16 protein-coding genes are annotated in these 15,597 nt (G+C 72.5%); 10 read left to right on the forward strand and 6 right to left on the reverse strand.

Features of this window, described 5'->3' with window-relative positions:
• Window positions 1-9: 9 nt before the first annotated feature.
• On the reverse strand, window positions 10-180 hold the full coding sequence (locus ACWD3I_RS16540) for a hypothetical protein (RefSeq protein ID WP_451084108.1): 171 nt from the start codon (window positions 178-180) through the stop codon (window positions 10-12).
• A gap of 279 nt (window positions 181-459) precedes the next feature.
• Here ACWD3I_RS16540 and ACWD3I_RS16545 point away from each other — a divergent pair, with 279 nt between their 5' ends.
• Together ACWD3I_RS16545 and ACWD3I_RS16550 are read left to right on the forward strand one after the other, a co-directional pair.
• On the forward strand, window positions 460-1,944 hold the full coding sequence (locus ACWD3I_RS16545; RefSeq protein ID WP_365411334.1) for an AlkA N-terminal domain-containing protein: 1,485 nt from the start codon (window positions 460-462) through the stop codon (window positions 1,942-1,944).
• A gap of 27 nt (window positions 1,945-1,971) precedes the next feature.
• On the forward strand, window positions 1,972-2,454 hold the full coding sequence (locus ACWD3I_RS16550; RefSeq protein WP_365411381.1) for a methylated-DNA--[protein]-cysteine S-methyltransferase: 483 nt from the start codon (window positions 1,972-1,974) through the stop codon (window positions 2,452-2,454).
• Window positions 2,455-2,491: 37 nt separating this feature from the next.
• On the opposite strand, the gene ACWD3I_RS16555 is transcribed toward ACWD3I_RS16550, so the two are convergent.
• Window positions 2,492-3,238 (reverse strand): SIR2 family NAD-dependent protein deacylase, encoded by a 747-nt coding sequence (locus tag ACWD3I_RS16555; RefSeq protein WP_365411337.1) that lies wholly within the window; start codon window positions 3,236-3,238, stop codon window positions 2,492-2,494.
• Between the two features lie 70 nt (window positions 3,239-3,308).
• Complete coding sequence (locus tag ACWD3I_RS16560; protein WP_365411340.1) at window positions 3,309-4,589, reverse strand: pentapeptide repeat-containing protein; 1,281 nt, start codon at window positions 4,587-4,589, stop codon at window positions 3,309-3,311.
• A 179-nt stretch (window positions 4,590-4,768) separates the two neighbouring features.
• On the opposite strand from ACWD3I_RS16560, the gene ACWD3I_RS16565 reads away from it, so the two are divergent.
• Together ACWD3I_RS16565 and ACWD3I_RS16570 are read left to right on the forward strand one after the other, a co-directional pair.
• Entirely contained in the window at window positions 4,769-5,182 is a 414-nt protein-coding gene (locus ACWD3I_RS16565) for a YciI family protein (protein ID WP_365411343.1), read from the forward strand.
• Window positions 5,182-6,327 carry an RNA polymerase sigma factor gene (locus ACWD3I_RS16570; protein ID WP_365411346.1) on the forward strand — a complete coding sequence of 382 codons (1,146 nt, stop codon included), beginning with the start codon at window positions 5,182-5,184 and terminating at the stop codon, window positions 6,325-6,327. Before ACWD3I_RS16565 ends, ACWD3I_RS16570 begins: the two co-directional genes overlap by 1 nt.
• A gap of 22 nt (window positions 6,328-6,349) precedes the next feature.
• Here ACWD3I_RS16570 and ACWD3I_RS16575 read toward each other — a convergent pair whose 3' ends face one another.
• On the reverse strand, window positions 6,350-6,844 hold the full coding sequence (locus ACWD3I_RS16575; protein ID WP_365411349.1) for an NUDIX hydrolase: 495 nt from the start codon (window positions 6,842-6,844) through the stop codon (window positions 6,350-6,352).
• Between the two features lie 105 nt (window positions 6,845-6,949).
• Window positions 6,950-8,020 carry an ADP-ribosylglycohydrolase family protein gene (locus tag ACWD3I_RS16580; protein WP_365411352.1) on the reverse strand — a complete coding sequence of 357 codons (1,071 nt, stop codon included), beginning with the start codon at window positions 8,018-8,020 and terminating at the stop codon, window positions 6,950-6,952.
• A 190-nt stretch (window positions 8,021-8,210) separates the two neighbouring features.
• Here ACWD3I_RS16580 and ACWD3I_RS16585 point away from each other — a divergent pair, with 190 nt between their 5' ends.
• A complete protein-coding gene (locus ACWD3I_RS16585) occupies window positions 8,211-9,329 on the forward strand; it encodes a glycerate kinase (RefSeq protein ID WP_365411384.1) in 1,119 nt (372 codons plus the stop codon).
• A gap of 48 nt (window positions 9,330-9,377) precedes the next feature.
• Here ACWD3I_RS16585 and ACWD3I_RS16590 read toward each other — a convergent pair whose 3' ends face one another.
• Entirely contained in the window at window positions 9,378-10,574 is a 1,197-nt protein-coding gene (locus ACWD3I_RS16590) for a PucR family transcriptional regulator (protein WP_365411355.1), read from the reverse strand.
• A gap of 181 nt (window positions 10,575-10,755) precedes the next feature.
• On the opposite strand from ACWD3I_RS16590, the gene ACWD3I_RS16595 reads away from it, so the two are divergent.
• From ACWD3I_RS16595 to ACWD3I_RS16615, 5 genes are read left to right on the forward strand one after another with little or no spacing between them, the layout of a single operon-like run.
• The gene (locus tag ACWD3I_RS16595; RefSeq protein WP_365411359.1) at window positions 10,756-11,550 is read left to right on the forward strand and encodes an ABC transporter ATP-binding protein; all 795 of its coding nucleotides are present in this window, start codon (window positions 10,756-10,758) and stop codon (window positions 11,548-11,550) included.
• Window positions 11,538-12,320: an ABC transporter ATP-binding protein gene (locus ACWD3I_RS16600; protein WP_365411362.1), complete on the forward strand. Its 783-nt coding sequence runs from the start codon at window positions 11,538-11,540 to the stop codon at window positions 12,318-12,320. Before ACWD3I_RS16595 ends, ACWD3I_RS16600 begins: the two co-directional genes overlap by 13 nt.
• A complete protein-coding gene (locus tag ACWD3I_RS16605) occupies window positions 12,317-13,207 on the forward strand; it encodes a branched-chain amino acid ABC transporter permease (protein ID WP_365411365.1) in 891 nt (296 codons plus the stop codon). Before ACWD3I_RS16600 ends, ACWD3I_RS16605 begins: the two co-directional genes overlap by 4 nt.
• Complete coding sequence (locus ACWD3I_RS16610) at window positions 13,200-14,321, forward strand: branched-chain amino acid ABC transporter permease (RefSeq protein ID WP_365411368.1); 1,122 nt, start codon at window positions 13,200-13,202, stop codon at window positions 14,319-14,321. Before ACWD3I_RS16605 ends, ACWD3I_RS16610 begins: the two co-directional genes overlap by 8 nt.
• Complete coding sequence (locus ACWD3I_RS16615) at window positions 14,318-15,589, forward strand: ABC transporter substrate-binding protein (RefSeq protein ID WP_365411371.1); 1,272 nt, start codon at window positions 14,318-14,320, stop codon at window positions 15,587-15,589. The genes ACWD3I_RS16610 and ACWD3I_RS16615 overlap by 4 nt, the downstream gene beginning before the upstream one ends.
• Window positions 15,590-15,597: the final 8 nt, after the last annotated feature.

The raw sequence follows: 15,597 nt of genomic DNA on the forward strand, positions 1-15,597 counted from the left end.
TCGGGGCCGTCAGCAGCGTCCGGCGACCGCCCGTCGCCGTACCCCCACCGCCACGGTCACCGCCGGCCCACACGCCGGCAGCAGCGCCGGCGTCCCGTACCTGTGGGCCGGCGTCGCCGCCGCGACCAGCAACGGCCCGCCCGCGTCACCCAGTTCACACCCCAGCTCGGCCCCGCTCATGGTCTGCCCCAGCCGTCCCGCGGGGCCGCGAAGCCCAGCGGGGTGATCAGGCCCGTGCCCGCGGTCGTACGGGCTGTCCCGGGCCGCCCGTCGGCTCGTGGTGCAGAATCCCCCTGCCGCTCGGCTTCGCAGGTCACGAGGGCTCGACCGTGCTGGTCGGGCTGAACGGGCTGCGGCTGCTGCACGAATCCGCTCGGCGATCCGGGACACCGCAGGAAGCGTGAGGTTGATGTCGGATTCCCGCCAGCCCATGCCCGGTGACTGCCCCATGCTGGACGTATGCAGAAGGGGATGCACACCGACACCGAGGGCTGCGTGCGCGCGGTCCAGTCCAAGGACGCCCGGTTCGACGGGTGGTTCTTCACGGCGGTCCTGACGACCCGGATCTACTGCCGGCCCAGTTGTCCGGTGGTGCCGCCCAAGCCGGAGAACATGACGTTCTATCCGAGCGCGGCCGCCTGTCAGCAGGCCGGCTTCCGGGCCTGCAAGCGCTGCCGCCCGGACACCAGCCCCGGCTCCCCCGAGTGGAACCAGCGCGCGGACCTGGTGGCCCGGGCGATGCGGCTGATCGCCGACGGCATCGTCGACCGCGAGGGCGTGCCCGGACTCGCCTCCCGGCTCGGCTACAGCACCCGGCAGATCGAGCGCCAGCTCCTCGCCGAGCTCGGCGCGGGCCCGCTCGCCCTAGCCAGGGCCCAACGCGCCCAGACGGCAAGGCTGTTGATCGAGACGACCCCGCTGCCGATGGCGGAGATCGCCTTCGCCGCCGGGTTCTCCTCCATCCGCACCTTCAACGACACCGTGCGCGAGGTCTTCGCCCTCTCCCCGAGCGAACTGCGCACCCGGGCGCCGAAGAAGGGCAACCCCGCGAGCACCCCGGGCGCCCTCACCCTGCGTCTGCCGTTCCGCGCCCCCCTCAACCCCGACAACCTCTTCGGCCACCTCGCGGCGACCGCCGTACCGGGGGTGGAGGAGTGGCGGGACGGCGCGTACCGGCGCACGCTCCGGCTGCCGTACGGCCACGGCATCGTGACGCTCACCCCGAACCCCGACCACATCGCCTGCCGCCTCACCCTCAGCGATCTGCGCGACCTGACCGTCGCCATCAGCCGCTGCCGGCGCATGCTCGACCTGGACGCCGATCCGGTCGCGATCGACGACCAGTTGCGCACGGACCCGGTGCTGGCGCCGCTGGTCGACAAGGCTCCGGGGCGGCGGGTGCCGCGGACGGTGGACGAGGCGGAGTTCGCCGTACGGGCGGTCCTCGGGCAGCAGGTGTCCACGGCGGCGGCCCGCACCCACGCGGCCCGTCTGGTGACCGCGCACGGCGAGCCGCTGGAGGACCCCGGCGGCGGCCTGACCCACCTCTTCCCGTCCCCGGAGGCGCTCGCCGCCCTCGACCCGGAGTCACTGGCGATGCCCCGCACCCGCCGGGCGACCTTCACCACCCTGGTCGCCCAACTGGCGGACGGCTCACTCAACTTGGGTGTGGAGGGCGACTGGACGGAGACCCGCGCCCGCCTCCTCGCCCTGCCCGGCTTCGGCCCCTGGACGGTCGACGTCATCGCGATGCGCGCCCTCGGCGACCCCGACGCCTTCCTCCCCACCGACCTCGGCATCCGCAAGGCCGCCCAGGAGCTGGGCCTCCCGTCGACCCCGGCCGCGCTGACCGCGCGGGCGGCGGCCTGGCGGCCCTGGCGGGCGTACGCGGTCCAGTACCTGTGGGCGACCGACGGTCACCCGATCAACTTCCTCCCGGTATAAGGACGTTCCGTGAGTTCCGTGAGTTCAGTGAAACAGCACACCACGATCGACAGCCCGTACGGCCCGCTGACCCTCGTCGCGACGGACGGCACCCTCAGCGGCCTCTACATGACCGACCAGCGCCACCGCCCGCCCCAGGAGAACTTCGGCGAACGCGACGACCGCCCCTTCGGCGAGCCGGCCGACCAGCTGGCGGCCTATTTCGCCGGGGAGTTGAAGGAGTTCACCCTCGAACTCCACCTGGACGGCACCCCGTTCCAGCGCGGCGTCTGGCAGCAGCTGCTCCGCATCCCCCACGGCGAGACCCGCACCTACGGCGACCTCGCCGACGCCCTCGGCAACCCCGGCGCCTCCCGCGCGGTCGGCCTCGCCAACGGCAAGAACCCGATCGGCATCATCGTCCCCTGCCACCGCGTCGTCGGCGCCGACGGCAGCCTGACCGGCTACGGCGGCGGACTGGAACGCAAGCAGCGACTGCTGGACTTCGAGCGGGGAGCGGCACTGTTCTGAGGCCGGCGGCCCGTCACGCGCTCAGGAGGGCACCGCGTCACATCGGCCGAGGAGCGCCCTCCTCCCGAAGCCGCCGCAGCAGCTTCGGCAGTGCCGTCCCGATCGGCTCCCGCACCACCTCGTCGGCGCGTTCGTCGTACGGCGTCGGCTCGGCGTTGACGATGATCAGCCGCGCCCCGTGGTCGGCGGCGACACCGGCGAGCCCGGCGGCGGGCTGGACCTGGAGGGTGCTGCCGACGGCGATGAACACCTGGCACGCCTTGGTGATCGAGGCCGCCTCGCCGAGCACCACCGGGTCGAGCCGTTCACCGAACATCACGGTCGCCGACTTGAGGATCCCGCCGCATTCCCGGCACGCCGGATCCTCCTCGCCGGCCTCGACCCGGGCGAGGGCGTCCTCCATGGGCCCCCGCGCATGACACTTCGTACACACGAAACTCCGTGCGGAGCCGTGCAGTTCGAGCACCTTGCGGGCCGGCATCCCGGCGAGCTGGTGCAGCCCGTCCACGTTCTGCGTGATGACCCGCACCGGCACCCCGGAGCGCTCCAGCTCGGCCACGGCGATGTGCGCGGCGTTCGGCTCGGCCTTGAGCGTCCGGTTCTCGCGCCGCATCAGCCACGAGCGGCGCCGGATCTCCGGATCGTCCATGTAGTACCCGTACGTCACGAGCTTCTCGGCCTCGGGGTCCTTCCGCCACAGCCCGTTGGGACCGCGGTAGTCGGGGATCCCGGAGTCGGTGGAGATGCCTGCGCCACTGAGAAGGGCGACGAGGGGCCTGTTCATACGGCGAGGATAGGACCGTCGCCCGTCGACGGCGAAGGGATATCGGCCGGGGGAGGGGCTGAACCGGGCGTCAGCGTCGCGGCTGGTCGGCGGTTGTCCTACCGCGCTTCTTCGGTGTCTCCACCTCCTCTCTCCACCGGGCCATCGCCTCGCATGTCCTGATGTGGTCTTTGATACGGCGGTCCGCCTTGATGTCCTTGGGGAGTTTCGTGTCGTCGTATATCTGGGCGTGCAGAAGCTGCTGGACCGTCAGCCCTTCGGCCGCTCTGAGGTCCGCTCCTCTGAGATCGACATGGACGAGGTGCGCCGCATGAAGGCGCGCGCCTCTGAGATCGGCCGTTGTGAACACCGCGTCCGAGAGGTCCACCGACGTGAGGTCCGCCTGCATGAGCTGAGCACGCGTGAAGTCGGCCCCTCTGAGGTAGACGCTGCGGAGGTCGGCCCTGCGGAAGTCCGCTCCGGTGAGCTGGGCGCCCGAGAGGTCCACTCGTGTCGGGCGCATGTCCCTGCCGTCCACTCCGGCGAGATCCACCCCTCTGAGGTCGGCCCATCTCAGTTCCATCGATCTGAGATCCACTCCATGGAGCCGGGCGTCCTTGAAATCCGCCTTCTTGAGCTGGGCACCCGTCAGATCCGCCCCCGTGAGGTCGGCCCCTCTGAGCTGTGCCCCTCTGAGATCCGCCCCCGTGAGATCCACGCGCTGGAGGTTCGCGTGCTCCAGGTCGGTGTTGTGCCAGTCGATGCGCCGCAGGTCGGCCATCGGCGTTCCGTCGAGGTCCGGGCGGCGGCCGAGAACCGTCAGGGCGGCCTGGACGTCGACGGACAGCGGGATGGCGGGATTGTCCCGGCTGGGGGGATCCGGCGGATCGTCGAACTGCGCGTTGCCGTCCGCCCTCGACCGGGATTCCGTCGGCGCACCGTGCTCCCGCTGGCCCGGTGCGGGCGTACGGATGAACGCCGCGAGTACCTCGATGATGGTGGCCTGGTCCTTCTCGCTGTCCTTCATGATGCGTTCGAGGCTGTAGATGCCGCCCAGCCGTTCGTGAAGGTTCTCGGAACCGAGGAGTTTGATGGCCTCCACATAGCGGTCGGTGACCTGTTCCTCCCGGCTCAGTTCGTGGTTCTTGTGGGTGTACCAGAGACCGAGCCCCGCGATCGCGCCGGCGGCGATGGCGATGAGGGCGGTACGGAGACCGGTGATGATGATGCCGGCGGAGGAGACCAGGTCGCCGTCGTCGTCACGGACGTGACGGCCCTCGAGCAGCCACGGGCCCCAGAGAAGAGCCCATACGAAGAAGGTGACCGCGGCCAGGCCTCCCCACACCCACTTCCGTTTGGTCCCAGGCGTCATGGGTGCATGATGTCCGCTCCCGGGGCCCGGGAAGCGTGTGGGTCGGCCGTCGTCCTCGTCGTACGGCCGCACCCGTCTCCAAAAGAATCTTGGACGGTGATGTAGAGAACCCGTGACCCGCTCCGTCCCAGGGATGAACGCGGCCACAATGGGCCGCACCAGTACCGAGGAGAACCACCATGGCCAAGTACCTGCTGCTGAAGCACTACCGGGGAGCCCCGGCCGCGGTGAACGACGTCCCCATGGACCAGTGGACGCCGGAGGAGATCTCGGCGCACGTGCAGTACATGCGGGACTTCGCGGACCGGCTGGAGAAGAGCGGCGAGTTCGTCGACGGGCAGGCGCTCGCCCCCGAGGGCGCGTGGGTCCGCTACGACGGTGAGGGCCGCCCGCCGGTCACCGACGGTCCCTTCGCCGAGACCAAGGACGTCATCGCCGGCTGGATGGTGATCGACGTCGACACCTACGAGCGCGCCGTCGAGCTGGCCGGGGAACTGTCCGCCGCTCCCGGGGCGGGCGGGAAGCCGATCCACGAGTGGCTCGAACTGCGCCCGTTCCTGTCCGCGCCCTCCACCACCGCGGACTGTCATTGATGGACGAGGCCCTGCTGAGGAGCCTCACGCCGAGCGTGCTCACCGTCCTCGTCCGCCGCGGAGCAGACTTCGCGGCGGCCGAGGACGCCGTGCAGGACGCGCTCGTCGAGGCGGTCCGCGTCTGGCCGGCCGACCCTCCGCGGGACGCGAAGGGCTGGCTGGTCACCGTGGCCTGGCGCAAGTTCCTCGACGCCACCCGCGCGGACACCGCCCGGCGCCGGCGTGAGGACCGTCTCGACGAGGAGCCGGTGCCCGGACCCGCGCCCGCGGTGGACGACACGCTCCAGCTCTACTTCCTGTGCGCCCATCCCTCGCTGACACCGTCGTCCGCTGTCGCCCTCACCCTGCGCGCCGTCGGCGGCCTCACCACCCGGCAGATCGCCCAGGCGTACCTGGTGCCCGAGGCGACCATGGCGCAGCGCATCAGCCGAGCCAAGCGCACCGTCTCCGGCGTACGGTTCGACCGGCCCGGTGACGTCGCCACCGTGCTGCGCGTCCTCTACCTGGTCTTCAACGAGGGCTACTCCGGCGACGTCGACCTCGCCGCCGAGGCCGTCCGGCTCACCCGGCAGCTCGCGGCCGTCATCGACCACCCCGAGGTGGCGGGGCTGCTCGCCCTCATGCTGCTCCACCACGCCCGCCGTGCCGCCCGGACCGCGCCCGACGGCAGCCTGGTGACCCTCGCCGAGCAGGACCGCGGCCGCTGGGACACCGGGGCGATCGCCGAGGGCGTCGAGATCCTCCAGAGCGCCCTGGCCCGCGACCGGCTGGGCGAGTTCCAGGCCCAGGCCGCCATCGCGGCACTCCACGCGGACGCGCCCACCGCCGGGGAGACCGACTGGGTACAGATCGTCGAGTGGTACGACGAACTCGCCCGACTGACCGACAGCCCCGTCGTCCGGCTCAACCGCGCGGTCGCCGTCGGCGAGGCCGACGGTCCGCGCGCGGGCCTCGCGGCCCTCGCGGCGCTGGAGGACTCCGTGCCCCGCCACACCGCGGTGGCGGCGTACCTCCACGAGCGCGACGGCGACCCGACGACCGCGGCACGGCTGTACGCCGAGGCCGCCCGCAAGGCCACCGACCTCGCCGAACGCGACCACCTGACCCGGCAGGCCGCCCGCCTCAACACCCGTCTGCGGCACTGACGGGCCGCGCTCCCACGCGGCGTCAGACGACCCGGTGCCCGTTCTCCAGCTCGGCCGTCCCCGCGCCGCCCGCGAGCACGTCCAGCGCGGCCAGCACCCGGCGGCCCAAGGCACCCGGCAGATACTCGGCCAGCTCCTCGCGCGGTACGAGCCGCCAGGACAGCAGCTCCTCCTCCTGCAGCCGGATCGCCTTGAAGTCGTCCTCGCCGAGCACCCCGCCGTCGTAGAGGTACGCCACCAGCGGCGGCCGTGCCGCCGTCCCGTGCACCCAGTCCACCGCGAGCAGCCGGCCGAGCTCCCGCTCGAGGCCGATCTCCTCCGCGGTCTCCCGGCGCGCACCCTGGCGCGGGGTCTCGCCGTCGTCGGACTCGACGGTGCCGCCCGGAAGCGCCCAGCCGTCACGGTAGTTGGGCTCGACGAGCAGCACCCGGCCCGCCGCGTCCCGGAAGAGGGCGGCGGCACCGGCGAGGACACGGGGGAGACCCGCGATGTACGTGGCGAAGTCAGCAGCGGTCATCCACGAAGGGTAACCACGCTCTCCCGGAGCGGGGAGAGCGCGCCGAGAGGCTCCCGCAGGCCCGCGAGGACGGCCGCGCGCCTCCCGCGCGCCGCGGAGGCGGTGTCACTCGGTGTCCACCAACCGCAGTGTGCGCTCCGCCAGTTCACTGATCCGGACCCTGTCGAACCCGAACACCGCGCTGCGCACCGTGTCCTCCAGCGGCTCCTTCCACTGCGGCGGAATCGCCTCGGCGCCGCTCAGCACCCCGGCCACCGACCCGGCGGTCGCCCCGTTGGAGTCGGTGTCCAGGCCGCCGCGGACCGTCAGCGTGACGGTGCGGGTGAAGTCGCCGTCGCCGTACAGGAGCCCGGCGGTGAGCACCGCCGCGTTCGGGACGGTGTGGATCCAGCCCATCCCGGAGGTCTCCTCGGCCATCGTGCCGAGGGTGTCCTCCCAGGTCATCCGGGTGTCGTGGAGGGCGATCACCCGGCGCACGGTCCGGGCCAGCCGGCTGCTCCCCGGGATCACGGTCAGCGCCTGGTCCAGGGCCTGGCGCACGGTCGGCGCGGTGAACGCCGCCGAGACCAGCGCGGCCGCCCACATCGCGCCGTACACACCGTTGCCGGTGTGCGACAGCACCGCGTCCCGACGGGCCAGCGAGGCCGCGCGGCGCGGGACGCCGGGGCAGGTCCAGCCGTAGATGTCGGCGCGGATCAGGGCGCCGATCCACTCCTGGTAGGGGTTGTCGTACGTCGCCGTCAGCGGCGGTTTCAGCCCGTTGGCGAGGTTGCGGTAGGCGGCCCGTTCCGCCGTGAACGTCTGCAGATACGGCAGCCTGAGCAGCCACAGGTCCCCGACCTGCTCGGTGCTGAAGGCGAAGCCGTGCGTCTCCAGCAGGTCCAGGCCGAGGATGGCGTAGTCCACGTCGTCGTCACGGCAGCTGCCGTGGATCCGGCCGCGCACGCACCGGCGCCACTCCGGGCGCAGCTCGAAGCCGTCGCTCTCGCTGGGCGGCTCGGGCAGATAGTCGGTCAGCGGCAGGGCGGCGGCCTGCCTCAGATAGCGGTCGATACGGTCCCGCGTCCACAGGTCGCCCTGCTCGACCGGCTTGCCGAGCATGTTGCCGGCGATCCGGCCCAGCCAGCCCCCGAGGACGCGGTCGGCGAGCTCTGGTGCGGTACCCACAGGGGTCATAGGACCGGTCTACCCGATTCCGGGTACTCGCACAGCGGGGTCGTAGCGGCTTCTCAAGGTCCGGGCGGGGCATGACGGCGGGGGGCACCTCCGGTTAAGGTCGCAGCGGCGCGACTGGCCTGACATGCGTGAGGCCCGGAGAGCAAGGGGATGCAAGGTGGCGAACGCTGCAGGCAACGGTGCCCAGAGGGTGCTCATCGCCGCGGACAAGTTCAAAGGATCGCTGACGGCCGTGCAGGTCGCGGAGCGGGTGACGGCCGGGCTTCGCCGGGCCGCGCCGGGCGTCGAGGTCGAGGCGCTGCCCGTGGCCGACGGCGGTGACGGGACCGTGGACGCGGCGGTCGCGGCCGGCTTCGAGCGGCACGAGATCAAGGCCGCCGGGCCCCTCGGTCAGGAGGTCACGGCCGCCTTCGCGCTGCGCGGCGACACGGCCGTGGTGGAGATGGCCGAGGCCAGCGGCCTCCAGCGCCTCCCCAAGGGCGTCTTCGCGCCGCTCACGTCCTCCACGTACGGCTCCGGCGAGCTGCTGCGGGCCGCGCTCGACGCGGGCGCCCGCACGATCGTCTTCGGCGTCGGCGGCAGCGCCACCACGGACGGCGGCGCCGGCATGCTGACCGCGCTCGGTGCCCGGTTCCTCGACAAGGACGGCGAGCCGGTCGCCCCGGGCGGCGGCGGTCTCGCCGACCTCGCCACGGCCGACCTGTCGGACCTGGACCCGCGCCTGACCGACGTCGAGCTGGTCCTCGCCAGCGACGTCGACAACCCGCTGACCGGCCCGAAGGGCGCGCCCGCGGTCTACGGCCCGCAGAAGGGGGCCTCCCCGGACGACGTGGAGGCCCTCGACGAGGCCCTCGCGCACTACGCGCGCGTCCTGGAGAACACCCTCGGCGCCAAGGCCGCCGGGCACGCGGCCTCCCCGGGCGCCGGCGCCGCGGGCGGCATCGGCTACGGCGCGCTGCTGGTCGGCGCCCGGTTCCGCCCCGGCATCGAGGTCATGCTCGACGTCCTCGGCTTCGCCCCCGCGCTGGCGAAGGCCACCCTGGTCATCACCGGCGAGGGCTCCCTCGACGAGCAGACCCTCCACGGCAAGGCCCCCGCGGGTGTCGCCGCCGCGGCCCGCGCCGCGGACAAGGAGGTCGTCGCGGTCTGCGGCCGCCTGGCCCTGCCACCGGAGGCGCTCGGCAGGGCGGGCATCCGGCGGGCGTACCCGCTCACCGAGGTCGAGCCGGACGTGGCGAAGTGCATCGCGGACGCCGGGCCGATCCTGGAGCGGGTGGCGGAGCAGATCGGCCGGGACTTCCTGACCTGAGCGGCTCCGGTCTGCGCCCGTCGGCGGGGCCGCACCGAGCCCCGCCGGTCACCGGCGCGCCCCCGACAGCCGGTACGCGTCCAGCGCCAACGTCATCTCGATCAGATCCCGGGGCCGGGCCAGCGACCGGGACGTCAGCTGTTCCAGTCGTCGTAGACGGTTGAAGACCGTGTTGCGATGGCAGTACAGCCGCCCCGCGGCCCGCCCCGCGGAGCCCTCGCACGTCAGCCACACATCGAGGGTCTCCAGGAGCACGGCCCGGTCGGCGGGCTCCAGCGCCAGCAGCTCGCCGAACACGTCCGACACCAGCCGGTCGGCCAGCTCCGGCTGGCTCACCACCAGCGCCGTCGGCATCCGCTGATCCAGCCGGACGACCTCGGTCGCGTCCGGCGGACAGGTCCGAAGTGCCAGTTCCGCGAGCCGCCGGGCCCGCCCCAGCTCGGCCAGCCCCGGCACCACCGGACTGATCCCGCCCGGCCCCGAGCACCGCCCGTCGAGCGCCCGGGCCACCCCGTCCAGGCCCTGGCCCGGGGTGAGCGCGACGACCCCGACCTCGCAGTCCGCCCGCATCCGCCAGATGAACCGGAACCCGGCCCCCTGCAACGGCCGCACCCCTCCGTCCCGTCGCTCGGTCCGCAGCACCACCACCGCGTACGGCCCGTGCTCCGGCAGATCCAGCCCCGCCGCCGCCCGCGCCGCGAGCCCCGGCGACGCCTGCCCCTCCAGGAGCGCGTCGAGCAACGCCTGCAACTGTTCGTCGGTCCGCCGCCGCAGCTCCGCCTCCGTCGCCCGGTACGCCTCCGACGCCGCCTGGGCCTGCGCGTCCACCGCCGACCACACCATCGTCGTCGACCGCATCAGCGCCGCCAGCCGCTCCGGCTCCCGCCCGGCCGCGCCCTCCACCAGCGCGTCCCACACCAGATAGCCGGCGTTGCGATAGGCGTGCACCAGCAGATCCAGCGGCAGCCCCTGCTGGGCCCGGCGCCGACCCGCGTCCTCCGCGTACTCCAGGTCCCGGCGCGGTGAGTCCCGGGGCGCGGAGATCGTCTCGATGCCGACCCGGAACGCCTCCTCCGCCTCCCTCCACTGCGCGTCGTGCGGGAGCACCAGCCCGTACACGGGGGAGTGCTCGGTGAGTTGCCGTAGGTGCTCGTCGACGAGCTCGGGCACCCGTTCCAGCAGAGCCGTGCAGGACTCCGCGAGCAGCTTCCAGTCATGACCGGTGCGCGGCCGTCGCCCTCCCATGACCGCAGGATGACACCGGGACGCGGCCGCGCACAGGCCCCTGACACGCGGTGTTGTGCACGCGCACAACGCCCCGCCCGGCCCGCTGGGCACCCGCAGCGATTCCGCCGCGGCCCGTGGACGGACGCCCTCGGCGGTGCTGGGGTGAGCGCCACACCGAGTGAGGACAGGGGGGAAGTCCATGGGGGGTTCCGGTCTCGTGGTACGGGATCTGTCGGTCGGATACGGGCCCGTGCGCGCCCTGCGCCGGGTGTCCCTGGAGGTGCCTGAGGGAACCGTGGCGACCGTCCTCGGCTCCAACGGCGCCGGCAAGTCGACGCTGCTGCGCGCGATCAGCCGCACGCTGTCCTTCCACGGCGGCGCGGTCACCGAGGGCGGTGTGACCCTGGGCGACCGACGACTCGACCAGCTCTCCCCGGACCGCGTGGTCGCCGCCGGCGTCTCCCAGGTACCGGAAGGACGGCGGGTGTTCGCCCGGATGACGGTCGCCGACAACCTGCGCGCGGGCGCCCTCGGCGGCAGCCGCGCGGGCCGCCCGAAAGCCCTCGCCCGCGTCCACGAACTGTTCCCCGTCCTCGCGGAGCGCGCACAGCAACGCGCGGGCCTGCTCTCCGGCGGCGAACAGCAGATGCTCGCCGTAGCCCGGGCCCTGATGGCCGGCCCTAAGGTCCTCCTCCTCGACGAGCCCTCCCTCGGACTCGCCCCGCTCATGGCCCGGCGGATCGCCGACACCGTCCGCGAGATCAACGAACAGGGCACCTCGGTCCTCCTCGTCGAACAGAACGCCGCCCTCGCCCTACGGCTCGCCACGCGCGCGTACGTCCTCGAGGTCGGCGAGGTGACCCTGTCCGGCCCGGCCGCCGAACTGGCCGCCTCCGACGAGGTCCGCCGCCGCTACCTGGGTGTCGTCGACGAGGACGCGGCGGCGGACGGCGAGACGACGGGCGGGCGCACCCTCGGCCGGTGGAAGGGGTGACCGCCGTGGACGCGCTCGAAGTGCGCGACCTCACGGTCCGGTTCGCCGGGCTCACCGCCCTCGACGAGGTGAGCTTCACCGTCCGGCCCGGCACCGTGCACGCCCTCATCGGCCCCAACGGCGCCGGAAAGTCCACCTGCTTCAACGTCCTGTCCGGCGTCTACCGGGCCACCGCGGGCAGTGTCCGCTTCGGCGACCACGAGCTCACCGGCATGCCGGCGCACCGCATCGCCGGCCTCGGTGTCGCCCGTATCTTCCAGAACCTCGCCCTGCCGCCCCTCGCCTCGGTCGAGGACAGCCTGCTCCTCGGCAGACACCGGCTGACCCGAACCGGCTTCCTGGCGGCGGGACTCCGGCTGCCCTCGGCCGCCCGAGAGGAACGGATGCACCGTGAACGCGTCCGCGAGATCGCCGAGTTCGTCGGCATCGCGGACTGTCTGGACCGCCCGGCGGGCTCCCTGCCGTACGGGCAGCAGAAGCTCGCCGAACTCGCCCGCGCGCTCTGCATGGAGCCGCGCCTGCTGCTTCTCGACGAGCCCGTCGCCGGGATGACCGCCGGTGAGCGGCGCCGGACAGCAGCCGTGATCGCGGGAGTCCGCGACGGGCTCGGCATCTCGATCGTGCTGGTGGAACACGACATGGGGGTGGTGATGCGGCTCGCGGACGCCGTGACCGTACTCGACTTCGGGCGCCGGATCGCCGACGGCGCCCCCGCCGACGTACAGAACGATCCGGCCGTCGTACGGGCGTACCTGGGGGACGCGTCATGAGCACCTTCGCCGAGATCCTCCTCAACGGCGTCTCGTTGGGCTCCGTGTACGCGCTCATCGCGCTCGGCTTCGTGGTGATCTTCCGGGCCACCGAGGTCGTCAACTTCGCCCACGCCTCGCTGCTGCTCGCGGGCGGTTATGTCACCGCGACCCTCCACGACGACATCGGCTTCTGGCCCGCGTTGCTCGTCGGGATCGCGGGCGCGGCCGTGGTCGGCGCGGCGGTGGAGTTCCTGGTGATGCGGCGCTACCGGGGCTCCGACCACAGCGTCCTCGCCATCGTCACCATCGGGGTCGACATCCTGCTCACCACCGAACTGACCCGCCGTATGGGCACCGACGTGCTGCCGCTCGGGGACCCGTGGGGCGATGCCGTGCTCAAGATCGGGCCGATCTCTCTCGCCCACACGCGGATCGCCGCGTTCGTGGCGGCGGCGCTGCTCATCACCACGTTCCTGCTGGTCTTCCGGTACACCTCGTGGGGCGTGGCCATGCGGGCGGCCGCGGAGAGCGCGGAGACGGCGGCCCTGATGGGCGTACGGCTGGGGCGGGTGTCACTGGGAGCGTGGGCGGTGGCCGGGGGACTCGCCGCGGTGGCCGCGCTGTTCCTCACCGTCTTCCCGACGCCGGGGCTGGAACGGGCCACCTCGCTGGCCGCGCTCAAGGCCTTCCCGGCCGCGATCCTCGGCGGGCTGGACTCCACGACGGGCGCGCTGGTGGGCGGGTTGCTGGTCGGCATCACGGAGTCGCTGGCGACGGGCTACCAGAGCGACCTGACCTTCCTGGGGCGTGGGCTCGGAGACCTGGCGCCGTACCTCGTGATGGTCGCGATCCTGCTCATCCGCCCGGCCGGGCTGTTCGGGACGAAGGAGCTGGCCCGTGTCTGAGGTTCTCGGCCGCGACGAGGCCCTCGAGGCACCGCCCGGCACCCGCCGCCGCCCCGCCCGGCTCACGAGCCCCCGTTTCTACGTCCGGGCCGCCGGGGCGGTCCTCCTTCTCGCCCTGCCCTTCTACCTCGACCGCTTCTGGCTCCAGGCCGGGCTCTTCGCCATGGCCGCGGCCATCGGCGCGATCGGCATCAACCTCCTCACCGGTGCCACCGGGCAGCTCTCCATGGGCCACGCCTTCTTCCTCGCCGTCGGCGCCTACGGCTACTGCGTGTTCGCGGCCGACGGAGGCGACGGACTGACCGGGCTCGGCCTGCCGACGTGGCTGGCGGCCGTGCTCGCGGTGCTGGTCGCGGGGGTGGCGGGCGGGCTGTTCAGCCCCATCTCCGGGCGGCTCAGCGGTGCCTACCTCGGTATCGCCACGCTCGCGCTCGTCTTCATCGGACAGCACGTGATGTTCAACGCCCATGATCTGACCGGCGGGGCGAACGGTCGTGACGTACCGCCTCTGAACCTCTTCGGTCTCACCTTCGACGACCGCGAACTCCTCGTGGCCGCCGTGCCGTTCGGGTCGGCGGAGAAACTCTGGTACGCCGGTCTGGCAGTCCTCCTGGCCGGCGCGCTGTTCGCCCGTGGCGTCCTGCGCGGCCGTCCGGGCCGGGCCATGAACGCCATCCGCGACCACCGCATCGCCGCCGGAGTGATCGGCGTACCCGTGGCCCGGCACCGGGCCGCCGTCTTCGTGCTGTCGTCGATGTACGCGGGTCTGGCGGGCGTGCTGCTCGCCCTGGTCTTCCAGCGGACCGTGCCCGACTACTTCGGCATCACGCTGTCCCTCGAATACCTCGCCATGATCGTCATCGGCGGGCTCGGTTCGGTCTCCGGCGCGGTCGCGGGGGCCGTCTTCGTCTCCCTGCTCCCGCAGCTGCTGACCCGCTACAGCGATGCCCTGCCCCTGGTCTCCGCCCCCGGCACGGGCGGGATCGCACCGGGCGAGGCATCCCGGTACCTCTACGGCGCCGCCGTCGTGCTGGTGGTGCTGTTCCTGCCCGGTGGCCTGGTCAGGGTGGCCGCCCGGCGTCGCGTCACAACTCATCCAGGGGAGGAACGATGAACAGGACGTACGCGGCCAGGGCCGCCGCGGGCGCGCTCGCCGCACTGCTCGTACTGGCGGGATGCAGCTCCAAGGCCAAGAACGCCGAAAACGGGGACGGTGACAAACAGTCGGCGGGCGGGGTGAAGACCGGCGACGGCATCTCCGGCAAGACGATCACACTCGGTGCCCTCACCGACATGACCGGCGTCTACGCCACCCTCGGCAAGAGCGTCACCCAGGCCCAGCAGCTGTATGTGAAGCAGCTGAACGCCGACGGCGGTGTCTGCGGCTACAAGGTCCGGCTGACGGTCCGCGACCACGGCTACGACCCGCAGAAGGCCGTCTCCGGCTACACCGAGCTGGAGCCGAAGGTGCTGGGCTTCGCGCAGTTCATCGGCTCCCCGTTCGTCGCCGCGGTCAAGCAGCGCATCGACGGCCAGGACAAGGGGCTCGTGCTGCCGCAGGCGTGGTCGTCGGCACTGCTCGGCAGCCCGTACATCCGGGTCATCGGCTCCACCTACGACATCGAGACGATCAACGCCGTCGACTTCCTGCTCCAGGAGAAGGGCGTCAAGAAGGGCGACAAGATCGGCCACGTGTACTTCGAGGGCGACTACGGCGAGAGCGCCCTGGTCGGCTCCAAGCACATCGCGCAGGAGAAGGGGCTGACCGTCGTCGAACAGAAGATCAAGCCCACCGACAACGACATGACCGCCCAGGTCGCCGCTCTCAAGCAGGCCGGCGTCAAGGCGATCGTCATCAGCGCGGGCCCGCGCCAGGCGGCCTCGCTCGTCGGCGTCGCGGCGGCCGGCGGCTTCGACGTGCCGATCATCGGCAACAACTCCGCCTTCGCGCCCCAGCTCCTGGCCACCCAGGCGGGACCGGCCCTGATGAAGAACTACTACGTGGCCTCGCCCTCGCTCCCGATCGGCGCGGACACCCCGGAGGCGAAGAAGCTCGTCGCCGACTATCAGGCGGCCTACCCGAAGGACGCCCTCGACAACGGCATCGTCGCCGGCTGGACCGCGGTGTCGGCCTTCGGCGAGGCACTGAAGAAGGCCTGCGAGAGCAAGGACCTCACCAGGGAGGGCGTCGACAGGGCCCTGCTGGCCATCGACTCCTTCGACCTAGGCTTCGGCCCCACCCAGAACTTCACCGACCCCAAGTCCCCGTCCTCCCGGCAGAGCGTGATCCTGCAGCCGGACAAGAGCGTGACGGGCGGCATGAAGGTCGTACGGGAGGCGGAGGCGTCCGAGGTCGCGGAGGCGTACACACCGGGAGCCTGAGCCGGCAC

The sequence above is a fragment of the Streptomyces sp. NPDC002817 genome, assembly GCF_053592055.1.